The sequence below is a fragment of the Frateuria sp. GZRe14 genome (genome assembly GCF_051900395.1).
Lineage (GTDB): Bacteria > Pseudomonadota > Gammaproteobacteria > Xanthomonadales > Rhodanobacteraceae > Frateuria_A > Frateuria_A edaphi.
Genome location: NZ_JBHZGJ010000001.1, coordinates 3,090,258 through 3,107,825 on the forward strand (window position 1 = coordinate 3,090,258; position 17,568 = coordinate 3,107,825).

Sequence of the window (17,568 nt, forward strand, 5' to 3'; positions counted from 1 at the left end):
ATTTACGCCAGGACCATCGCTCGCTGGTGGGCTTCAACAAGGCCGCGGCGACTGTCGCGCCCGCCTGTCGCGGCCCTGCCCACAAGCGCTACCATGCGCAGATGAACGCCAGCAGCAAGCCCGAACGTACCCGCCTGTCCGCCGAAAACTGGGAGGACGCCGCCCTGGATCTGATCGCCGAGCAGGGCGTCGGGGCACTGGCGGTGGAAGCCTTGGCCCGCCGGCTGGGTGTGACCAAGGGCAGTTTCTACTGGCATTTCCGGACCCGCGAAGCGTTGCTGCAGGCGGCGCTGGAACGTTGGGAGCAGTACGGCGAGCGCGAAGTCATCGCACAGATCGAGTCCATCGCCGATCCGCGAGAGCGCCTGCCCGAGCTGTTCCGTCGCGTCGCCCACGAACTGCGCCCGCACCGCGTCTACGCTGCGCTGCTCAAGGCGCTGGACCACCCGCTGGTGGTGCCGGTGATGGCGCGCGTGTCGCAACGGCGCACCGAATTCCTGGCCACCGCCTTCCGTGAGGCCGGCTTGCCGCCGGTCCAGGCGCTCAACCGGGCGCGGCTGACCTATGCCGCCTACGTCGGCTTCCTGCAGCTCAATTTCACGCTCGGCCTGCCCCGCATCAGCCACGAGGATTTCGACGCCTACGTGGAACACATGATCGCGACATTGATTCCGGCCTGATAAAGCTCTCGGGGGCGGTTGCGCGCGTCTGCGCGCGCCTTTTGCTGCACTCAACCTTGCAATACCAGTGCACGCAAACTAGCGTTTCGGAACCCTTTTTTCCTAAGACCTTAGAAGAGGACATCATGGCCAGCAAGCTGGAAGCGCTCGAGCGCTGGGTGAACGAGGTGGCCGCGCGCACGCGGCCATCGAAGATCCATTGGTGCGACGGCTCGGAGGCCGAGTACCAGCGGTTGGTCAAGGAGATGCTGGCCGACGGCACCCTGATCGAGCTCAACCAGGAAACCCATCCGGGCTGCTACCTCCACCGCTCCAACCCGTCCGATGTGGCGCGCGTGGAGCACCTGACTTTCGTCTGCCACAAGAACCAGGACGACGCCGGCCCAAACAACCACTGGATGGACCCGGCCGAGGCGCACGCCAAGATCGACGCCTTGTTCGACGGCTGCATGGAAGGCCGCACGATGTACGTGATCCCGTACTGCATGGGCCCTATCGACTCGCCGCTGTCGCGCTGCGGCGTGGAGATCACCGACAGTCCATACGTGGTTGCCAACATGCGCATCATGACGCGCATGGGGAAGGCCGCGCAGGAGCGCATCGAGCGCGAGGGTACGTTCGTCAAGGGCCTGCATTCGACCGGCGAGCTCGACCCTGAGCGCCGCTTCATCATGCACTTCCCCGAGGAGCGCACGATCAAGTCCTACGGTTCCGGCTACGGCGGCAACGCGCTGCTGGGCAAGAAGTGCCATGCCTTGCGCATCGCCTCCAACCAGGCCCGCGACGAGGGCTGGCTGGCCGAACACATGCTCATCGTCGGCCTCGAGAACCCCCAGGGCGAAACCCGCTACATCGCCGCGGCCTTCCCGTCGGCCTGCGGCAAGACCAACCTGGCCATGCTCATTCCGCCGGAGGGCTACCGCAAGGACGGCTGGAAGGTGTGGACGGTGGGGGACGACATCTGCTGGATGCGCCCGGGCGCGGACGGCCGGCTGTACGCGATCAACCCGGAAGCCGGTTTCTTCGGCGTAGCGCCGGGCACGAGCACGGCGACCAATTCCAACGCGCTGAAATCCATCTCGCGCGACACCATCTTCACGAACGTCGCGGTTACCGCCGACAACCAGCCGTGGTGGGAAGGCCTGCCCGGCACGCCGGTCACCGACTGGCAGGGCCGTCCCTATGATGCCGCCAACGGTCCGGCCGCACACCCGAATTCGCGCTTCACCGTGAGCGCGAAACAGTGCCCGACCTGGTCGGAGAAGGCCGAGGACGCGCAGGGTGTGCCGATCGACGCGATCGTCTTCGGTGGCCGCCGGCCTTCGCTGCTGCCGCTGGTGATGGAAGCGCGCGACTGGGCGCACGGGGTGCTGATGGGCGCGGCGATGGGTTCGGAAACCACCGCCGCGGCCACCGGCGCGGTCGGCGTGCTGCGCCGCGATTCGATGGCGATGAAGCCGTTCTGCGGCTACCACTACGGCGACTACTTCGCGCACTGGCTGTCGTTCGACAAGCCGGGCATGAAGCTGCCGAAGGTCTTCCACGTCAACTGGTTCCGCAAGGGCAAGGACGGCAAGTTCCTCTGGCCGGGCTTCGGCGAGAACCTGCGCGTACTGGAGTGGATGATCAACCGCGTCGATGGCAAGGCGCGTGGCGTGGAGACGCCGATCGGCATCGTGCCGGCCGAAGGCGAGTTGAAACTGGAAGGTCTGAACCTCCCGCGCGAAGCCGCCAGCGAACTGCTCGACATCGACACGGCCGGCTGGCAGGCCGAACTCGACGCCATCGGCGAATACCTTGGCAGTTTCGGCTCTCGCATGCCCGAGCGCCTGCGTCAGGAGCAGCAGCGTGTGGCCAGCGGCCTGTCCACCGCCAAAACCGAGCCGCGCGCCGCCACAGCCTGATGGCACGAAGCCCCTCTCCCCTCCGGGGGAGAGGGTTGGGATGAGGGCCCACCCTCGCGAAAGGGTCGGGATTGAAGCAAGCCAAAAGCGCAGCCTGCCAGGCAAGCGCCAAACCACGAATCGCCCTCGCTCATCTCTTGCCCCAAAGCGGAGGGGTAGGCCTGCTTAAACGTTCCGCCACTTGCGTGCATCCAAGCTGGCAAGATGGATGCCGCCTGCCTCGCCACTGGAAGCCCGATGCCACCACCGCCTGTCGCGTGGTCCGACGCCGATGACGCGCGCGCCGCGGCCAGGGGCGATCGCCAGGCGTTCCAGCGGCTGTATCGCCAGCACGTCGACCGCATCTACGGAGCGGTCTACCGGCTGGCCGGCTACGACCACGCACGCGCCGAAGACCTGACCCAGGACGCCTTCGTGCGCGCCTGGCAGAAGCTTGCCGACTTCCGCCACGAAAGCGCCTTCGGCACGTGGCTGTACCGGCTGGCGGTGAACGTGGCACTGATGGACATCCGTTCGCGCGGCGCGCAGCCGGTCGGCTTCGTCGGCGAGGACGACCTGCCGGACCCGGGCGAGGTGCCATTCTGCGCCGCCGAGCGCGAGGAGCTGGAGCGCGCCATCGCCAAACTGCCGCCCCGCGCCCGCGCGGTGCTGGTCCTGCATGACGTGGAAGGCTGGCTCCACGAGGAGATCGCCAGCGAACTGGACATGGCCGTCGGTACGTCCAAAGCGCAGCTGCACCGTGCCCGCGGGCTGCTGCGGCGGATGCTTGAACCCGGAGAACCGTCATGAACGAATTCGAATGGCGTCGCCAGCTGCGCGGATTGCGCGCGCCGGTCGCACCGTCCCACGATCTGTGGGCGCGCATCGACGCCGCGCTGGAACCGACTGCACCAGTGCGCACCAGCTCGCGTCCGGGCTGGCTGCTTGCCGCGAGCTTCGCCGGCCTGAGCCTGCTCGCCGTGTCCCTGAGCACGCGCCAGGACGGGCTGCTCGTCCACCCGCAAGCCGCCGCCACGGCCACCACCCAGGCGCCGTGGAAGCCTGACGACCCGCGCCTGGCCGGTGCGGCGATCGAACTGGACGCCGCGCGCCTGGAACTTAGGCAGGCCCTGGAGCAGTCCCCCCATTCACCGGCATTGCAGCGACTCCTGTCGCGCACCCATCAACAGCAATCGCGGCTGCGCCAGCTCGACCAGCAGGCCGGCTGAGAACACCGTTCAAGGAGTCATTCGATGAAAACCGCTCGTTACCTTCCCCTGCTGCTCACCCTGTGCATCGGCCAGGCGCTGGCCGACACGCCAATCAACCTGCATCACCCGGCAAACGCCGACGCGCGCATCAACGTGAGCAACGTCAAGGGCCAGGTGACCATCACGGCCTGGGACCGCAACGAAGTGCAGGTTACCGGCACGCTCGGCGAAGGCGCGGCTCCGCTGGTCATCGACGGCGACAACGGCAACCTGGAAATCAAGGTCAAGCCCAAGGGCGACGGGTCCAAAGGCTGGTTCAACTGGAACGGCGACAATTCCATGGGCGATACCACGCTCGACCTGCACGTTCCCAAGCGCGCCTCGCTCGACGTGGAAGTGGTCAGCGCACCGCTGGGCATCGACGGCATGGATGGCGGCGACATCTCGGTCAACTCGGTCAGTGGCCGCGTGCGGATCAACGCCCGCACGCCCGACCTCTCGGTCGAAAGCGTGAGCGGCACCGTGCAGCAGTCGGGCCACGCCGGGCGCGCCGACCTGCAAACGGTCAGCGGCGACATCCTCGCCCCTGCGCTGGGCAGCCAGGCCGAGCTGCAGACGGTCTCCGGCCGCATCCAGGCGAGCGGCGGGCCCTGGAAGAAATTCGACCTGAGCACGGTTTCCGGCGACGTGCAGCTCAACGGCGACCTCGCCGAAGACGGCAGCATCGAAGTCGACAGCATGAGCGGTGACGTGCAGATCCAGGTGCCCGCCAGCCTGTCCGCATCGATCCACGCCAGCAGTTTCAGTGGCGATCTGCGCAGCGACTTCGGCCAGGCCATCGAGCACGACCATGGCCCCGGCAGCGAGCTCAACACCGAAGTCGCCGGCAGCAAGGGGCGCATCCATGTGGAAACCTTCAGCGGTGACCTGCGCATCCGCAAGAAGGACTGAGGACCGCGGCTCTGCGGGAGGGACTCCGCGCGCCTCTCCCGCAGCGAACGCACACCACCTGCAGCGGGCTTTCCGGAAGTTGCGAGCCTCGGACGACGATGTGGCGTCGTTTGCCATGCTCGGCCCGTACGGCGGAGTCGAAACAAAAAAGGCCGTCGCATGCGACGGCCTTTTCGTGTTCGGTGAAAAGCTTAAAGGTCTTGGTGGTATTGCACGTAAGGCGTGCGCGACTGGTCGGGCTCGGGACCGGCCGGCGTAGGCACCGAGGCGCCCGACGACCACAGGTTCTGCGCACCGATGCTCAACTCGCCCTGCCATGGCAGCCGCAGCGTGACGCCCAGGTCGATGCTGCTCCAGCGCTTGTCGCCGTAGTAACCGCCCGGCAACGTCGGCTGCATGGTGCGGCCGACGAGCATGCCGCTCAGCGGGCCGTGGTCGACGCCGAAGCTCAGCGCCTTCTGGTCGAGCGAGTTGACACCCAGTTCGTTGCCCGGCAACAGGCGGATCCGGCCCACGCTCGCGCCCAGATCGATGCCGCTCTGCCCGCCGACCGCCACGCGGCCACGTGCATTGAGTTGGGCGCTGCTGTCGAAGTCGGGCAGGCCATTGACGCCCGGCGTGGCGCCCGGCAGGACGCGCGGCAGGCGCTGGTCGGGCGCGCTGTCGGCGCCTACGCTCACGCCCACGCTGTAGCGCCCGAGATTATAGGTGGCGCCAATCTCGCTGCCGACGACCCGCGGACCGCGGGCCATCCCGTTGTGTTCGCTCAACCCGGCATGGATCTGCAGATGCGGATCCAGTCCATACTGCAGGTCGGTCGACGTGACGTTCCCGGCATCGACCACGGGGAACGACAGCGAGGCATCGGCACGCTGGCTCGAACCCGCCGGCTGCGCGGCTGCCTTCAACATGAGCATGTGGCCATCGCGGTCGCGCCACATCGGCACCACGACGCCATAACCGAGGTCGACCGCCTGGCCCGTCACCGGATGCAACAGCTGCTGCGCCTGACTGTTTCCAGCCAGCGACTGCCCTGCCGCGGCGAGCGGCATCAGCAAAGTCAGCAGGGGCAGGATGCGGCGCATAAGTCGATGATAAGCAGTCGGAAGGTGACAGGCGGGCGTATGCCATTCGTTGGGGACAGTATAGCTCCTTTACGTTTACCTAACACCCCATCGCAGCGGACCGGCCGCTCAAACGGTGAACCCAGGCACATATCCCATGCCCATGGACCCCGCCGTGAAAACAGGGTTCCCTGCGGTTAAAAAATCAGGCAAATCGGACTCCTACAAAGCCCGCTGCGCACGATATAGTCACGCCACGGCCCTGCCACGGAACCTGAGAACCGCCATGAACCCGGCTCCCCCCACCCGCGAGCCCACGACCTTCCCGGCCGACCGGGAAGTGTTGCACCGGGCGGTCGAGCGGCTGTTCGGGGCGCCGGATGCGGGCAGCGTAGCGGCCGTCTGCGAGACGTTGTTGTCCGACTGGCACGTGCGTGCCCGACTCGGGTGGCGCCAACTCGGTGGCGAGGAGGTTCCGGCCGCTGCTGGCCGGATGGAACTGGCCGAAGACCCCCAGGGACTGCGCGTACTCGTGCTGGAACCCGAGGCCCCGCTGTCCGAACCGCTGCGCGAGCGGCTTGCCTGGTTCGGCCGCCTGGCCGGCACGCGGATGCGCCAGCAGGCCGAGACCGCGCGGCTGTACGAGGCGATTTCCCGCCTGGCGCTGGCCGAGCGGTTGCAACGCGCGCTGTTCGCGATCGCGGAACAGGCCGGCACCGAACGCAACATGGCCGAGATGATGCGCTCGCTGCACGCCATCGTCGGCAGCCTGATGTACGCGGAAAACTTCTACATCGTGCTTTACGACGAGGCCACCGACAGCGTGCGCTTCCCGTACTACGCCGATGCGGCCGATCGCGACCCGCCCTCGCCCGAGCGCAGCGTGCCCCTGTCCGACCTGGAGCACAGCCTGACCTGGAACCTGCTCAAGGGCGGGCGGGCCATGATGGGTTCGATCGAGGAGCTCAACCGGACGGTGCCCGATCGACTGGTGCTGATCGGGCCGGACTGCGAGCACTGGCTCGGTGTGCCGCTGCTGCGCGAGGCCAAGGTGGTCGGCGGCATCGTGATCCAGAGCTACCGCGCCGATACCCAGTACACCACGCAGGATCGTGAGCTGCTCTGTTACGTGGCCCAGCACGTACAGGCCGCTCTGGAGAAGCGCCAGGCGCAGGCCGAGCTCGAACGGCGCGTGGCCGACCGCACGGCCGCCCTGCGCGAGGCCAATCGCGTGCTTCGCCAGCAGGTGCTGCAGCGCCAGCGCGGCGAGCGGCTGCAGGCGGCGCTGTTCCGCATCGCCGAGCTGGCCAGCACGTCCGAGGGCCTGGACACGTTCTACTCGGCGGTGCACCGGGTCATCGGTGGGCTCCTGTACGCGCGCAACTTCTATATCGCCCTGGTCGACGAGGACAACGGGCAGCTGACCTTCCCGTACTCGGTCGATGAGGTGGACAACGTGCCAGCCCCGCGCCTGCATGGCCGCGGCGCGACCGAGTACGTGCTGCGCCACGGCAAGCCGCTGCTGGCCGACTCGGAGCAACTGGAACGGCTGACCGCATTGGGCGAAATCCAGCGCCAGGGCACCCATTCACTGTGCTGGCTGGGTGTGCCGCTGGTGTGGGGCGAAAAGGTGATGGGCGTGCTGGCGGTGCAGAGCTACACCCCCGAGCACACCTACAACGAGCGTGACCAGGAACTGCTCACCTTCGTCAGCTATCACATCGCCAACGCCTTGCAGCGCAAGCACACGGCCGAGTCGCTCAAGCAGGCCTACGCGGGGCTGGAGCGGCGCGTCACCGAGCGCACCCGCGCGCTGGCGCTGGCCAACCGCGACCTGCGCGAGCAGATCGCCGAGCGCGAGCGCGTCGAGCGCCGGCTCAAGTACGAAACCCTGCACGATTCGCTGACCGGCCTGCCCAATCGCACGCTGCTGCTGCAACGCATGGAGCAGGCACTGGAGCGCTATCGCGGCGAACCGGATGAAGGCGGCTTCGCGGTGCTGTTCATCGATCTGGACCGCTTCAAGGTGATCAACGACTCGGTCGGCCACCTGGTCGGCGACGACCTGCTGTTCCAGGTCGGCGGACGCATCCGCGCCTGCCTGAAGACCCGTGACGTGGTCGCGCGACTCGGTGGCGACGAGTTCGCCGTGTTGCTGGAGGGCATCGTCGATCCGGCCACCGCGGTGACTGTCGCCGAGCGCGTCATCGGGGAGCTGCAGGTGCCATTCCGATTGGGCGCCAAGGAGATCTTCACGTCCGCGTCGATCGGAGTGGCCCTGCCCGGCCCGCACTACCAGAAGCCGGAGGAACTGCTGCGCGATGCCGATGCGGCGATGTACCGCGCCAAGGATGAAGGCCGCCATCGCGCGGCCGTGTTCGACGACCGGCTGCGCCGCGAAGCGCTGTCGCTGCTCGAACTCGAAAGCGACCTGCGTCGCGGCCTGGCGCGCAGCGAATTCGTGCCGTTCTACCAGCCCATCGTGGCGCTGGAGGACGGTCGCGTGGTGGGCTACGAGGCGCTGCTGCGCTGGCACCACCCCGACCGCGGCCTGCTGGCACCGGGGGAGTTCCTGATCATCGCCGAGGAAGCCGGCTGTGCCGAAAGCATCGACTGGCAGATCTTCGAGCAGGTCTGCGCGCAGGCACCGGCGCTGCTGGGCAAGGACGGCTTCGTCAGCATCAACGTCTCCGGCCGCCATTTCCGCCTGCCGGATCTCGATGCCCGCCTGCTCGCGCTGCTGGCCGAGCACGGTCTGCCGCCGCGGCAAGTGCGCATCGAGGTGACCGAACGCGCGCTGCTGGACAACCCGGCGCAGGTCAAGCGCATCCTGGAGAACATGCGCAGCCGCGGCGTGCGGGTCGCGCTGGACGACTTCGGTACCGGCTACTCCTCGCTGAGCTACCTGCACCAGTATCCGTTCGAGACGCTGAAGATCGACCGCTCCTTCATCACCGAACTGCCGCGCGAAGGTGAAAGCCAGGGCGTGGCCGTGGTGCGCGCGATCCAGGTGTTGGCCGATTCGTTGAACATGCTCGTGATCGCCGAGGGCATCGAAGAAGAGCACCAGCGCCAGGCGCTGATGCGGGTCGGCTGCCGCTTCGGGCAAGGCTTCCTGTTCGCCCGTCCGCAGCCGATCAGCGTGTGGCTGCCCGCCGATCCGACGCCGGCCGTGGCGTAACGATCTCGATGCCCGGCCGGGGCGGGTTTCCGCCCACTGCAGACCGCGACGATGGTGGGCTGAAGTTCACCCTACCGGTTTACTGCGCAGTGGTGGACGTATCTGCGCTGACCCCGCCGCTGAGCACGTGTTCGGCATCGATGCGGTCGAAGGTGTAGCGCTGCGCGCAGAACTCGCAGATCACCTCGATCTCGCCATCGCGCGCCGCCAGTGCCGCTTCCACTTCTTCGCGCCCCAGCGAGCGCAGCATCGACTCCACTCGCTCGCGCGAACAACTGCAGCCGAACGCCAGCGGTCGCGGCTCGAACAGCCGCACGGTTTCCTCGTGGAAGAGCCGGTAAAGCAACTGCTCCGGCGCCGTGGCCAGCATTTCCTCACGGCCCAGCGTGCCGGTCAGGTGCAGTACGCGGTTCCAGGCATCCTCGTCCTCGACCGCGCCGTGGCCGCCCTCGTCCGGAAGCTTCTGCAGCATCAGCCCGACCGCGTGCGCGCCGTCGGCCGCCAGCAACAGGCGCGCGGGCAGCTGTTCGGACAAGCGGAAGTAGTTTTCCAGCGCACCGGCCAGGTCCGGCTGGCTGAGCTCGACCAGGCCCTGGTAGCGCTGGCCGCGCTCGGCGTGGCCGATGGTAATCGCCATCACCGCGCCCGGCAGCGCGGCCAGGTTCAGCGGCTCGGGCAGCGGATCGTTCCAGCGCGCGAGGCCGCGCAACCGTCCCTGGTCGCTGCACTCGGTGAACAGCAGACGCAGCGCGCCGCTGCTCTTGAGCTCGATCGACAACGCGCCGTCCAGCTTGATGTTGCCCGTCAGCAACGCACTGGCCGCCAGGCTCTGGCCAAGCAGCTCGCGCAGTGGCGTCGGGTAGTCCGCGCGCCCGGCGACCTCGCGCCAGGCGGCGCCCAGCCGCACGAGCACGCCGCGCACGCCGGCGCGTTCCAGCACGAAGCGATGCAGCACGTCCTCGACAAGCACGGTTTCCACAGAAGATGACCTCGACACGGGGGATCGGAAGAAATGGGGACGGCGCCGGCGCGGGACAATGGGCCGCTTATACTCCCCGGGATTGCAACCGAAGGTCGACGCCAAGACGATGCCAACGCTGCGCACCGCCCTCCGCCGCCCGCTGCGCGCCCTCGCCATCCTGATGGTGTCGTGGCTGGCGCTGTCCTGGCTGGTGGTGCTGGTGCTGCGCTTCGTGCCGCCGTGGACCTCGGCCGTGATGATGGAGCGGCGCGTCGGTGCCCTGCTGCATGGCGAGCACGATTTCCGGCTGCAGCAGCGTTGGGTGCCATGGGAGCGCGTCTCGCCGTATGTGCCGCTGGCGATGGTTGCGAGCGAGGACCAGAAGTTCCCCTTCCACCACGGCTTCGACCTGGACCAGATCCAGGACGCCCTGGACGATGCCGATGATGGCAAGCGTCTGCGCGGCGCGAGCACCATCAGCCAGCAGGTCGCCAAGAACCTGTTCCTGTGGAACGGCCGCAGTTTCGTGCGCAAGGGGCTGGAGGCCTACTACACCGTGCTGATCGAACTGACCTGGCCGAAGCGGCGCATCCTCGAGGTGTACATGAACATCGCCGAGCTCGGCGACGGCATCTACGGCGTGGGCGCGGCGAGCGATGCCTATTTCCACGTGCCGCCGGCGCGACTCGGGCCGGCGCAGGCCGCGCGCCTGGCCGCGGTGCTGCCCAGTCCGCGCCGCCTGCATGCCGATCGTCCCAGCGCCTACGTCCAGCGCCGCACGCAATGGATCCAGCGACAGATGCAGCACCTGGGCGGCCCCGGCTACCTGGACGCCAGCCACCCCCCGCGCGTGCGCCGAGGACACTGAGCCATGAGCGAACTGACCGTCGTCGTCCCCGCCTACAACGAGGCGGCCGTGCTCGATGCCTTCCACCAGCGCCTGGGCGCGGTGCTCGACACGCTGGGACTGGACAGCGCCGTGCTCTACGTCGACGACGGCAGCACCGACGGCACCTGGCGGGCGATCGAGTCGCTGCTGGCCGGCGACGGGCGCGTGCGCGCGCTCAAGCTCTCGCGCAATTTCGGCAAGGAGGCAGCGCTGACCGCGGGACTGGACCACGTCACCACGGGCGCCGCCGTGGTGATCGACGCCGACCTGCAGGACCCGCCCGAGCTGATTCCCGAACTGGTGGCACAGTGGCACGCCGGTTTCGACGTGGTCTACGCCACGCGAAGCGCACGTGCCGGCGAGACGCGACTCAAGCGCCTCACCGCCGCGGCTTTCTACCGCGCCATGGAACGGGTCTCGGACACGCCGCTGCCACGTGATACCGGCGACTTCCGTCTGCTCTCGCGCCGCGCGCTGGACGCACTCTCGAGATTGCGCGAACGCCAACGCTTCATGAAGGGCCTGTTCGCCTGGATCGGCTACCGCCAGACGGCCGTACGCTACCAGCGCGAACCGCGCCACAGCGGCCGCACCAAGTGGAACTACTGGCGGCTCACCCAGCTGGCCATCGAAGGCATCACTTCCTTCTCCAGCGCGCCGCTGCGGCTGGCCACCTGGGTCGGCCTGGGCTCGTCGCTGCTGGCGTTCGCCTACGGCCTGTGGGTGCTGACCAAGGCGCTGATCTGGGGCGACCCTGTGCGCGGCTACCCGACGCTAATGCTGGTCATCCTGTTCCTGGGCGGCGTGCAGCTGCTTGCGCTGGGCGTGATCGGCGAATACCTGGGACGCAGCTATGCCGAGAGCAAGCAGCGGCCGCTGTACTTCATCGAGGAAGAGCGCCAGCACGGCGACCGCCGCCCCGCGTAGGAACCAGTCGCGGGCGACACTCGCTACGGCAGTCATTGCGCGCAACGAACTCCTACACGCCCTGCCGACGCGCCAGCGCTACACTCCGCCGCAGGCCGAAGAGGAGCACCGGGCATGCGTCAGGTAAGGCATCTTCTGCAAAGCAAGGGCAGTGACGTCTATGCGATCGCACCCGAGGCGCCCGTACTGGACGCCATCCGGCAGATGGCCGAGCGCCGTGTCGGCGCACTGGTGGTGATGAAGGGCGAGGCGTTGTCAGGCATCGTTTCCGAGCGCGACTACGCCCGCAAGGTGATCCTGCAGGGCCGATCCTCCGCGCAGACCGCGGTGGCCGACATCATGAGCGGCGAACCACTCACCATTTCGCCCGAAACCGACGTGTTCGACTGCATGCGCCTGTGCACCGAGCGCCGCGTGCGCCACCTGCCGGTGGTCGAGGGTGGGCGCGTGGTCGGCGTGATCTCGATCGGCGACCTGGTCAAGGCGGTGATCGACGCCCAGGCGGAGCAGATCGAGCAGTTGCAGCGCTACATCACCAGCTGACACGCTTTCGCAGGGCGGGCGTCGGCCCGCCGGTTTGGAAGTGAGGAGCGGGCGGAAGCCCGCTCTACGGCTACGGCCCGACTCAGTCCTTGGCCAGATCCGGCGCCCGCCCCGCGCGACGCGCCACCCACGCCGACGTCGCCGCCACGCCCGCGCCGATCAGGCCCATGCCGCCGACGCCGACGCCCAGCCACGTCAGCACGCTCACACCGCTGGTCACCAGCACGTCGCCGAAGCGCCACACGGCGGTCTCGACGAAGTTCTTGCCCTTGTAGCGCGTCTCGCGCGGCACGCGGGTATACAACGCATCGACCGCCGGCTTGGTCATGCCGTAGGCGAAGCCGCGTGTGGTCACCAGCATCACGGCCAGCAGGGGCACCGCCATCCCCAGCAGCCGCACGTCGCCGGCGCCGAATACCGCGACCATCAACAGCAGGCCGATGTTGACCAACGCCGGCACGACCAGGCCCCAGCCGGCGCCGAGGCGCACCATCAACCAGCGCGTCAACGTCAGCTGCAGCAGGGCACCCAACGCGTTCGTCGCCAGGTCCAGGTCGTTGTAGAAAGACGTGCGCGCGACGCGGTCAACGAAGTGCGCCTTCGCGTAATCGGCCATCAGCGCATAGGCCAGCGTACCGATGCCGTCGCCGAGCAGCATCAGCATCGCCATGTAGCGCAGGAACGGCCGCGACCACAGCTCGCGGATGCCGGCCCACAGCGAACCGCCGGTGCCCTGCATGGCACGCCCGTCGCCCGCCTGCTCGTCTCGCGCGGACAATTGGAGCAGCAACACCAGCGCCAGGCCCAGCGCCACGGACGACACCACCAGCAGTTGCGCCACGCCGAGCACGTGCAACAGCAGCCGGGTCAGCAGCGGTCCGAAGATCGCCCCGCCCATGCCGCCGAGCGCGATCAGCGGAAACACCCGCCGCGCTTGCTGGCTGGTGAAAATGTCGGCCATGAAACTCCAGAACAGCGACACCACGAACAGGTTGAACACGCTGACCCATACGTAGAACACCACGCCCAGCAGGCGCGCGCCGATCCGTTCCTGCGCCAGGAACGCGGGGACGAACGCGACCAGGCAGAGGATGAAGAAGCTGTAGCTCCACGTCAGCAGCCGACGCCGCGATACGTGCGCGACAAGCCAGCCGAACACCGGCGTCAGCAGCAGCATCACGGCGAAGGTCACCGCATAGAACAGCGGCAGCGACTGCGATCCGACGGCGCCGCCCAACTGGTCGCGCACCGGACGGATGATGTAGTAGCCGGCCATCACCAGGAAGAAGGCCAGTGTGGACAGGATCAGCCCGGTGCGTTCGTCGGCGCGGGCGTTGTGGCGCAGGCTCACGGGGAGTCCAGCCTCATGGGGAGCGCAAAAGCCTAGCATGGCTGCCGGGCCCGCTCCCGCCGACCGGACGCAACCTCTTCCCCATGCACCCGATCGGCTGAACACTGGCAGCCCGACGCCTGCCTGTTCACGTTGTAGAGCCAGCCCAAGTGGCCCACAATTCGGGAATCGCGCCTGCTCCAGGCCGGCTTTTTTCCTCCACTTTCCACGGCTTTGCGCCGGACTCTTCCAGGCATGCAGCTTCGTACGCTTTCCTTGCTGATCGCCGGCCTTCTGGGCGCAGCGACCACTCCTGCATTGGCCCGCGCCTCCACGCCGGCTTCATCACCCGCCTCCACCCCAGCCATCCAGTCCGCCCCGCAGTCGCTTCCGCCCGAGCGCGTGAAGGAGACGCTGGAGGCGTACAGGCAGTGGCTCGGCAAGCTCGACCAACGCGACTCCGTTGCCGGGTTGGCCACCGCGGTCGTGGTGAACGACAAGGTGGTGTTCGAGGGCACCATCGGTTACGCCAACGCGGCCGACAAGGAACCGGTCAAGCCCGACACGGTGTTCCGCTTGGCGTCGCTGTCCAAGGCTTTTGCCACCGGCCTCACCGCGGTCCTCGTGCAGGACGGCAAGCTGGCGTGGGACACGCGGCTGGTCAACGTTCTGCCGTTCTTCAAGCTCAAGAACGTGCCCGACACGCAGCGCGCCACCGTCGCCGACATCCTTGGGCAACGAATCGGGTTGCCGCGCAACACCTACGACAACATGCTCGAAGACGACGTCCCCTACGAGCAACTGGTGCGCAAGCTCGACCAGGTCGACATGACCTGCGGCGTGGGCAAATGCTACGGCTACCAGAACGTCGCCTTCAGCCTGATCGGCGATGTGGTGTACGCCATGACCGGCAACTTCTTCTACAAGCTGGTCGACCGCCGCATCTTCCTGCCATTGGGCATGTCCACCGCCAGCTACGGTCGCGCCGGACTGGAATCGAGCAAGAGTTGGGCGCGCCCCCACCGGCGCACCCGGCGCGGCTGGGTGCCCTTCGAGCCTAAGGAAAACTACTACCGCGTGGCCCCGGCTGCCGGCGTCAACGCCAGCCTGCGCGACATGGAAAAGTGGCTGATCGCGCAAATGGGCGGACGCCCCGACGTGCTCTCACCCGCAGCGCTGGAAGTGCTGCACGATCCAGGCGTGCGCACGCCGACGGAATTGCACTCCTCGCCCTGGCGCAATGGACGCCTCACCTCGGCGGCCTACGCGTTGGGCTGGCGGGTGTTTACCTACGGTGGTGAAACGCTGGTCTATCACGCCGGCGCGGTGGAGGGTTACCGCACCATGATCGGTTTCTTTCCCAAGTACCACGCCGGGGTGGTGACGATGTGGAATGCCGGCGTGCCGACGCCGTCGGGCCTGATGCCGATGGTGTTCGACAGCCTTCTCGGATTGCCGCACGTGGATTGGGCAGGTCTTGAAAAGAGCGCCCCCGATCGCCCACGAAGGGCAAGCCCTAGGCGCCACCGTCGCCACTAGACGAAACCCGCGCCACGGTCCGACGGTGTGCACCGCCGCCTGACCGGCAACTTGCCTGACCCGCGCAAGCCTGGTTTTGGGCGATGCCCGCGCAAAAAAAAGGCAGCGCCAGGCGCTGCCTTTCCTGCCCTGTGCATCGCTCAGAGCTTGAACTCGATCTTCTTCTGCAGCTTCGCTTCCACGGGCGTGCCGTTGCGCGTGGCCGGCTTGTACTTCCAGCGTTCGACCGCGTTGACCGCCTCGCGATCGAACATGTGGCGCGGCTGTGCATCGACCACCTGCACGCCGCCGACGTTGCCTTCGGTGTCAACCGTGTAGCCCACCAGTACCCAGCCTTGCGTGCGCGTACGTTGCGCCTGGGTCGGGAAGCGCGGCTGCACGTACTTGGTCATCACCGGCTCGGTCGATACGACCTGTTGCGCCGCCGGCTTGTTCGGCTCGGCGGTGGCCGGCGTGTTGGTCGCTGCGACCGCGGTCGGCGCCTTCTGCTCGGACGGCTGCGACTTCTGCTGGGTGGCAAGCTTGTCGGCGGCCGCCTTGTCCGCCGCGGCCTTGTCGGCTGCCAACTGCTGCTGGCGCTGCTGCTCGAGCGCCTGCTGTTGTTCCTTGTCCAGCAGTTTGCGCTGGGCATCGAGCTTGGAGCGCAGGATCGTCAGCGTGTAGTTGGCCGGGTCGGCCTTCGCGAGCAGGTCGATCTCGCGCTGCGCCTCATTGAAGTCGCGCCCGTTGATCGCCTGCTCGGCACCGCTGGCTGCGAACGGGAAGGTTTCGCGCAGAGCGTCGGTGGCCACCGGGTTGCCCGGCTGCTTCTCCAGCGCTTTCAGGTAGAACTCGAATGCGTTGTTGCCGGCCGGCGCAAGCACGCGATGGTCGTTCATCGCCTTGCGCGCCTCGGCCAGCAGCTGGTTCAAGTCCATCGCCTCGACGTTGGCGGGCGGCGCCACGGCGATCTTGTCGGTGGACACCGGGGTGGACGGATGCCCGCCACCGTCCTGCATGACCAGCTCCTGGTGCGGCTGCAGGATCAGGAACCAGCTGGCCACGGCCAGCAGGACGAAAATGGCGATAACGGCGATCAAGGTGGGGCGGGCGGCCCCGCGCGCGCGTGCGCGCATAGATCTGGTACGGGTATCCATGGGACGTTCACCATTGGCTGGCATGAGATACCCGCGCTTTTTCCCCCTGTAGGAGCGGCCGTCCCCCTGGACGTGCGCGGCGCGAGTGCGCACAAGTTACCGCCAATGCGCCGTTGCGGCAAATACGGAAGCCTCGGTCGAAGACCTGCATTTCCCCGCCCCCGAAACGAAGCGTCCCGGCCGGGGCCGGGACGAATCGCTCTTCGAAGTACCCTCCCTGCGCTGGGCACCGCAGGGAGAGAAAGTCGATACCGCTTGTTGGTCTTCTAGAAAAAACTTACTTCTTGGCCTTGGCGGTCTTGGTGGCCTTGACCACCTTGGCCGGCGCAGCCTTCTTCGGGGCCGCCTTCTTGGCGGCAACCTTCTTGACGGCAACCTTCTTGACGGCAGCCTTCTTGGCGGCGGCCGGCTTCTTGGCGGCAACCTTCTTGGCGGCCGGCTTCTTGGCGGCGACCTTCTTGGCGGCCGGCTTCTTGGCAACCGGCTTCTTCGCGGTGGCCTTCTTCACAGCAGTCTTCTTGGCGGGCGCCTTCTTGGCGGCCGGTTTCTTCGCAGCGGTTTTCTTGGCAGTGGCCATTCGTCTCAGCTCCTCATCAGTTGGCAGTGGTTGCCCAGTAAAAGCGTGCAGGAACGCCTCAACCAGCAAGTCGCTGTTGGTGGCGTGCCGAAGATTGTTCACTTGACGGCGGGTGCGCTCGTCGGAAAGCAGACGCAGGACATGCAGCGGAATCGACACGGTGATCTTGCGCACCGCGCCGGCCTTCTCGCCGTGATCGACATAAGGCGTTATGAATTTCGATGCAGCCATGTGGACCCGTTCCCCTGATCTGAAGCGAAAGCTATTCCTGAAGATTTCAACTGTCAATTGATTTCGACCAGAAAATTCAACCGGTCGAAAGCCCGTCCCGGAGGCCGCAAAGGGCCGCGCGGCAAGGGTTGGCGGATTAACCGTGGCATTTATAAATGGACGTATAGACGGCCATACAAAATAACAACGCAAATGGCCTCTACCCCGGAAAGCCTTGCTCCACAAGGCTTCGCGCCATATCGATGGTTTTGCTCGAGCGCGCGAGACGCGCACCGCAACGGTACGCCAGAGTGGTCCCGCGGGAGCAGCGGGAGCCCTCGTTTCGAATGAATGGAAGTCGACCAGCCGCACGATCGACGGCGATGATCGATCACCTCGGAGGCTCCCGGAGCGAACCTTCCGGGCAGCCAGCAGATGCCGGCGAGCCGCTCGTGGGCCCCCCCCCCCCCCCCCCCACCCAGGAAC

Annotated in this window: 15 protein-coding genes; 10 read left to right on the forward strand and 5 right to left on the reverse strand. The window is 67.2% G+C overall.

What is annotated here, in order from left to right:
* Positions 1-101 precede the first annotated feature (101 nt).
* The 5 genes from ACFWZ1_RS14090 to ACFWZ1_RS14110 all read left to right on the forward strand — a co-directional run bounded on the left by ACFWZ1_RS14090 (position 102) and on the right by ACFWZ1_RS14110 (position 4,725).
* A complete protein-coding gene (locus ACFWZ1_RS14090) occupies positions 102-680 on the forward strand; it encodes a TetR/AcrR family transcriptional regulator (RefSeq protein WP_231321410.1) in 579 nt (192 codons plus the stop codon).
* A 125-nt stretch (positions 681-805) separates the two neighbouring features.
* A complete protein-coding gene (locus ACFWZ1_RS14095; protein ID WP_439666845.1) occupies positions 806-2,584 on the forward strand; it encodes a phosphoenolpyruvate carboxykinase (GTP) in 1,779 nt (592 codons plus the stop codon).
* Between the two features lie 237 nt (positions 2,585-2,821).
* Positions 2,822-3,373, forward strand: a complete 552-nt coding sequence (locus ACFWZ1_RS14100) for an RNA polymerase sigma factor (protein WP_231321414.1) — start codon at positions 2,822-2,824, stop codon at positions 3,371-3,373.
* Complete coding sequence (locus tag ACFWZ1_RS14105; RefSeq protein WP_231321416.1) at positions 3,370-3,792, forward strand: hypothetical protein; 423 nt, start codon at positions 3,370-3,372, stop codon at positions 3,790-3,792. Before ACFWZ1_RS14100 ends, ACFWZ1_RS14105 begins: the two co-directional genes overlap by 4 nt.
* 24 nt (positions 3,793-3,816) lie before the next feature.
* The gene (locus ACFWZ1_RS14110; RefSeq protein WP_439666846.1) at positions 3,817-4,725 is read left to right on the forward strand and encodes a DUF4097 family beta strand repeat-containing protein; all 909 of its coding nucleotides are present in this window, start codon (positions 3,817-3,819) and stop codon (positions 4,723-4,725) included.
* A gap of 191 nt (positions 4,726-4,916) precedes the next feature.
* On the opposite strand, the gene ACFWZ1_RS14115 is transcribed toward ACFWZ1_RS14110, so the two are convergent.
* Complete coding sequence (locus tag ACFWZ1_RS14115; RefSeq protein ID WP_439666847.1) at positions 4,917-5,810, reverse strand: hypothetical protein; 894 nt, start codon at positions 5,808-5,810, stop codon at positions 4,917-4,919.
* A 265-nt stretch (positions 5,811-6,075) separates the two neighbouring features.
* Between ACFWZ1_RS14115 and ACFWZ1_RS14120 the strand changes: the two genes are divergently transcribed.
* Entirely contained in the window at positions 6,076-8,970 is a 2,895-nt protein-coding gene (locus ACFWZ1_RS14120) for a bifunctional diguanylate cyclase/phosphodiesterase (RefSeq protein WP_439666848.1), read from the forward strand.
* A gap of 79 nt (positions 8,971-9,049) precedes the next feature.
* On the opposite strand, the gene ACFWZ1_RS14125 is transcribed toward ACFWZ1_RS14120, so the two are convergent.
* Positions 9,050-9,949: an Hsp33 family molecular chaperone HslO gene (locus ACFWZ1_RS14125; RefSeq protein WP_231321424.1), complete on the reverse strand. Its 900-nt coding sequence runs from the start codon at positions 9,947-9,949 to the stop codon at positions 9,050-9,052.
* Positions 9,950-10,058: 109 nt separating this feature from the next.
* On the opposite strand from ACFWZ1_RS14125, the gene mtgA reads away from it, so the two are divergent.
* From mtgA to ACFWZ1_RS14140, 3 genes are all read left to right on the forward strand, one after another.
* Positions 10,059-10,799 (forward strand): monofunctional biosynthetic peptidoglycan transglycosylase, encoded by a 741-nt coding sequence (gene mtgA / locus ACFWZ1_RS14130; RefSeq protein ID WP_231321426.1) that lies wholly within the window; start codon positions 10,059-10,061, stop codon positions 10,797-10,799.
* 3 nt (positions 10,800-10,802) lie between these two features.
* Complete coding sequence (locus ACFWZ1_RS14135) at positions 10,803-11,747, forward strand: glycosyltransferase family 2 protein (RefSeq protein ID WP_439666849.1); 945 nt, start codon at positions 10,803-10,805, stop codon at positions 11,745-11,747.
* Positions 11,748-11,861: 114 nt separating this feature from the next.
* Positions 11,862-12,290 (forward strand): CBS domain-containing protein, encoded by a 429-nt coding sequence (locus ACFWZ1_RS14140; RefSeq protein ID WP_439666850.1) that lies wholly within the window; start codon positions 11,862-11,864, stop codon positions 12,288-12,290.
* A gap of 82 nt (positions 12,291-12,372) precedes the next feature.
* Here ACFWZ1_RS14140 and ACFWZ1_RS14145 read toward each other — a convergent pair whose 3' ends face one another.
* On the reverse strand, positions 12,373-13,596 hold the full coding sequence (locus ACFWZ1_RS14145; RefSeq protein WP_439666907.1) for an NTP/NDP exchange transporter: 1,224 nt from the start codon (positions 13,594-13,596) through the stop codon (positions 12,373-12,375).
* Positions 13,597-13,875: 279 nt separating this feature from the next.
* Here ACFWZ1_RS14145 and ACFWZ1_RS14150 point away from each other — a divergent pair, with 279 nt between their 5' ends.
* A complete protein-coding gene (locus ACFWZ1_RS14150; RefSeq protein WP_439666851.1) occupies positions 13,876-15,159 on the forward strand; it encodes a serine hydrolase domain-containing protein in 1,284 nt (427 codons plus the stop codon).
* A 140-nt stretch (positions 15,160-15,299) separates the two neighbouring features.
* On the opposite strand, the gene ACFWZ1_RS14155 is transcribed toward ACFWZ1_RS14150, so the two are convergent.
* Positions 15,300-16,295, reverse strand: coding sequence for an energy transducer TonB (locus tag ACFWZ1_RS14155; protein ID WP_439666852.1), 996 nt, complete (start codon positions 16,293-16,295; stop codon positions 15,300-15,302).
* 277 nt (positions 16,296-16,572) lie between these two features.
* Positions 16,573-17,103: a met regulon transcriptional regulator MetJ gene (gene metJ / locus ACFWZ1_RS14160; protein ID WP_345778312.1), complete on the reverse strand. Its 531-nt coding sequence runs from the start codon at positions 17,101-17,103 to the stop codon at positions 16,573-16,575.
* Positions 17,104-17,568: the final 465 nt, after the last annotated feature.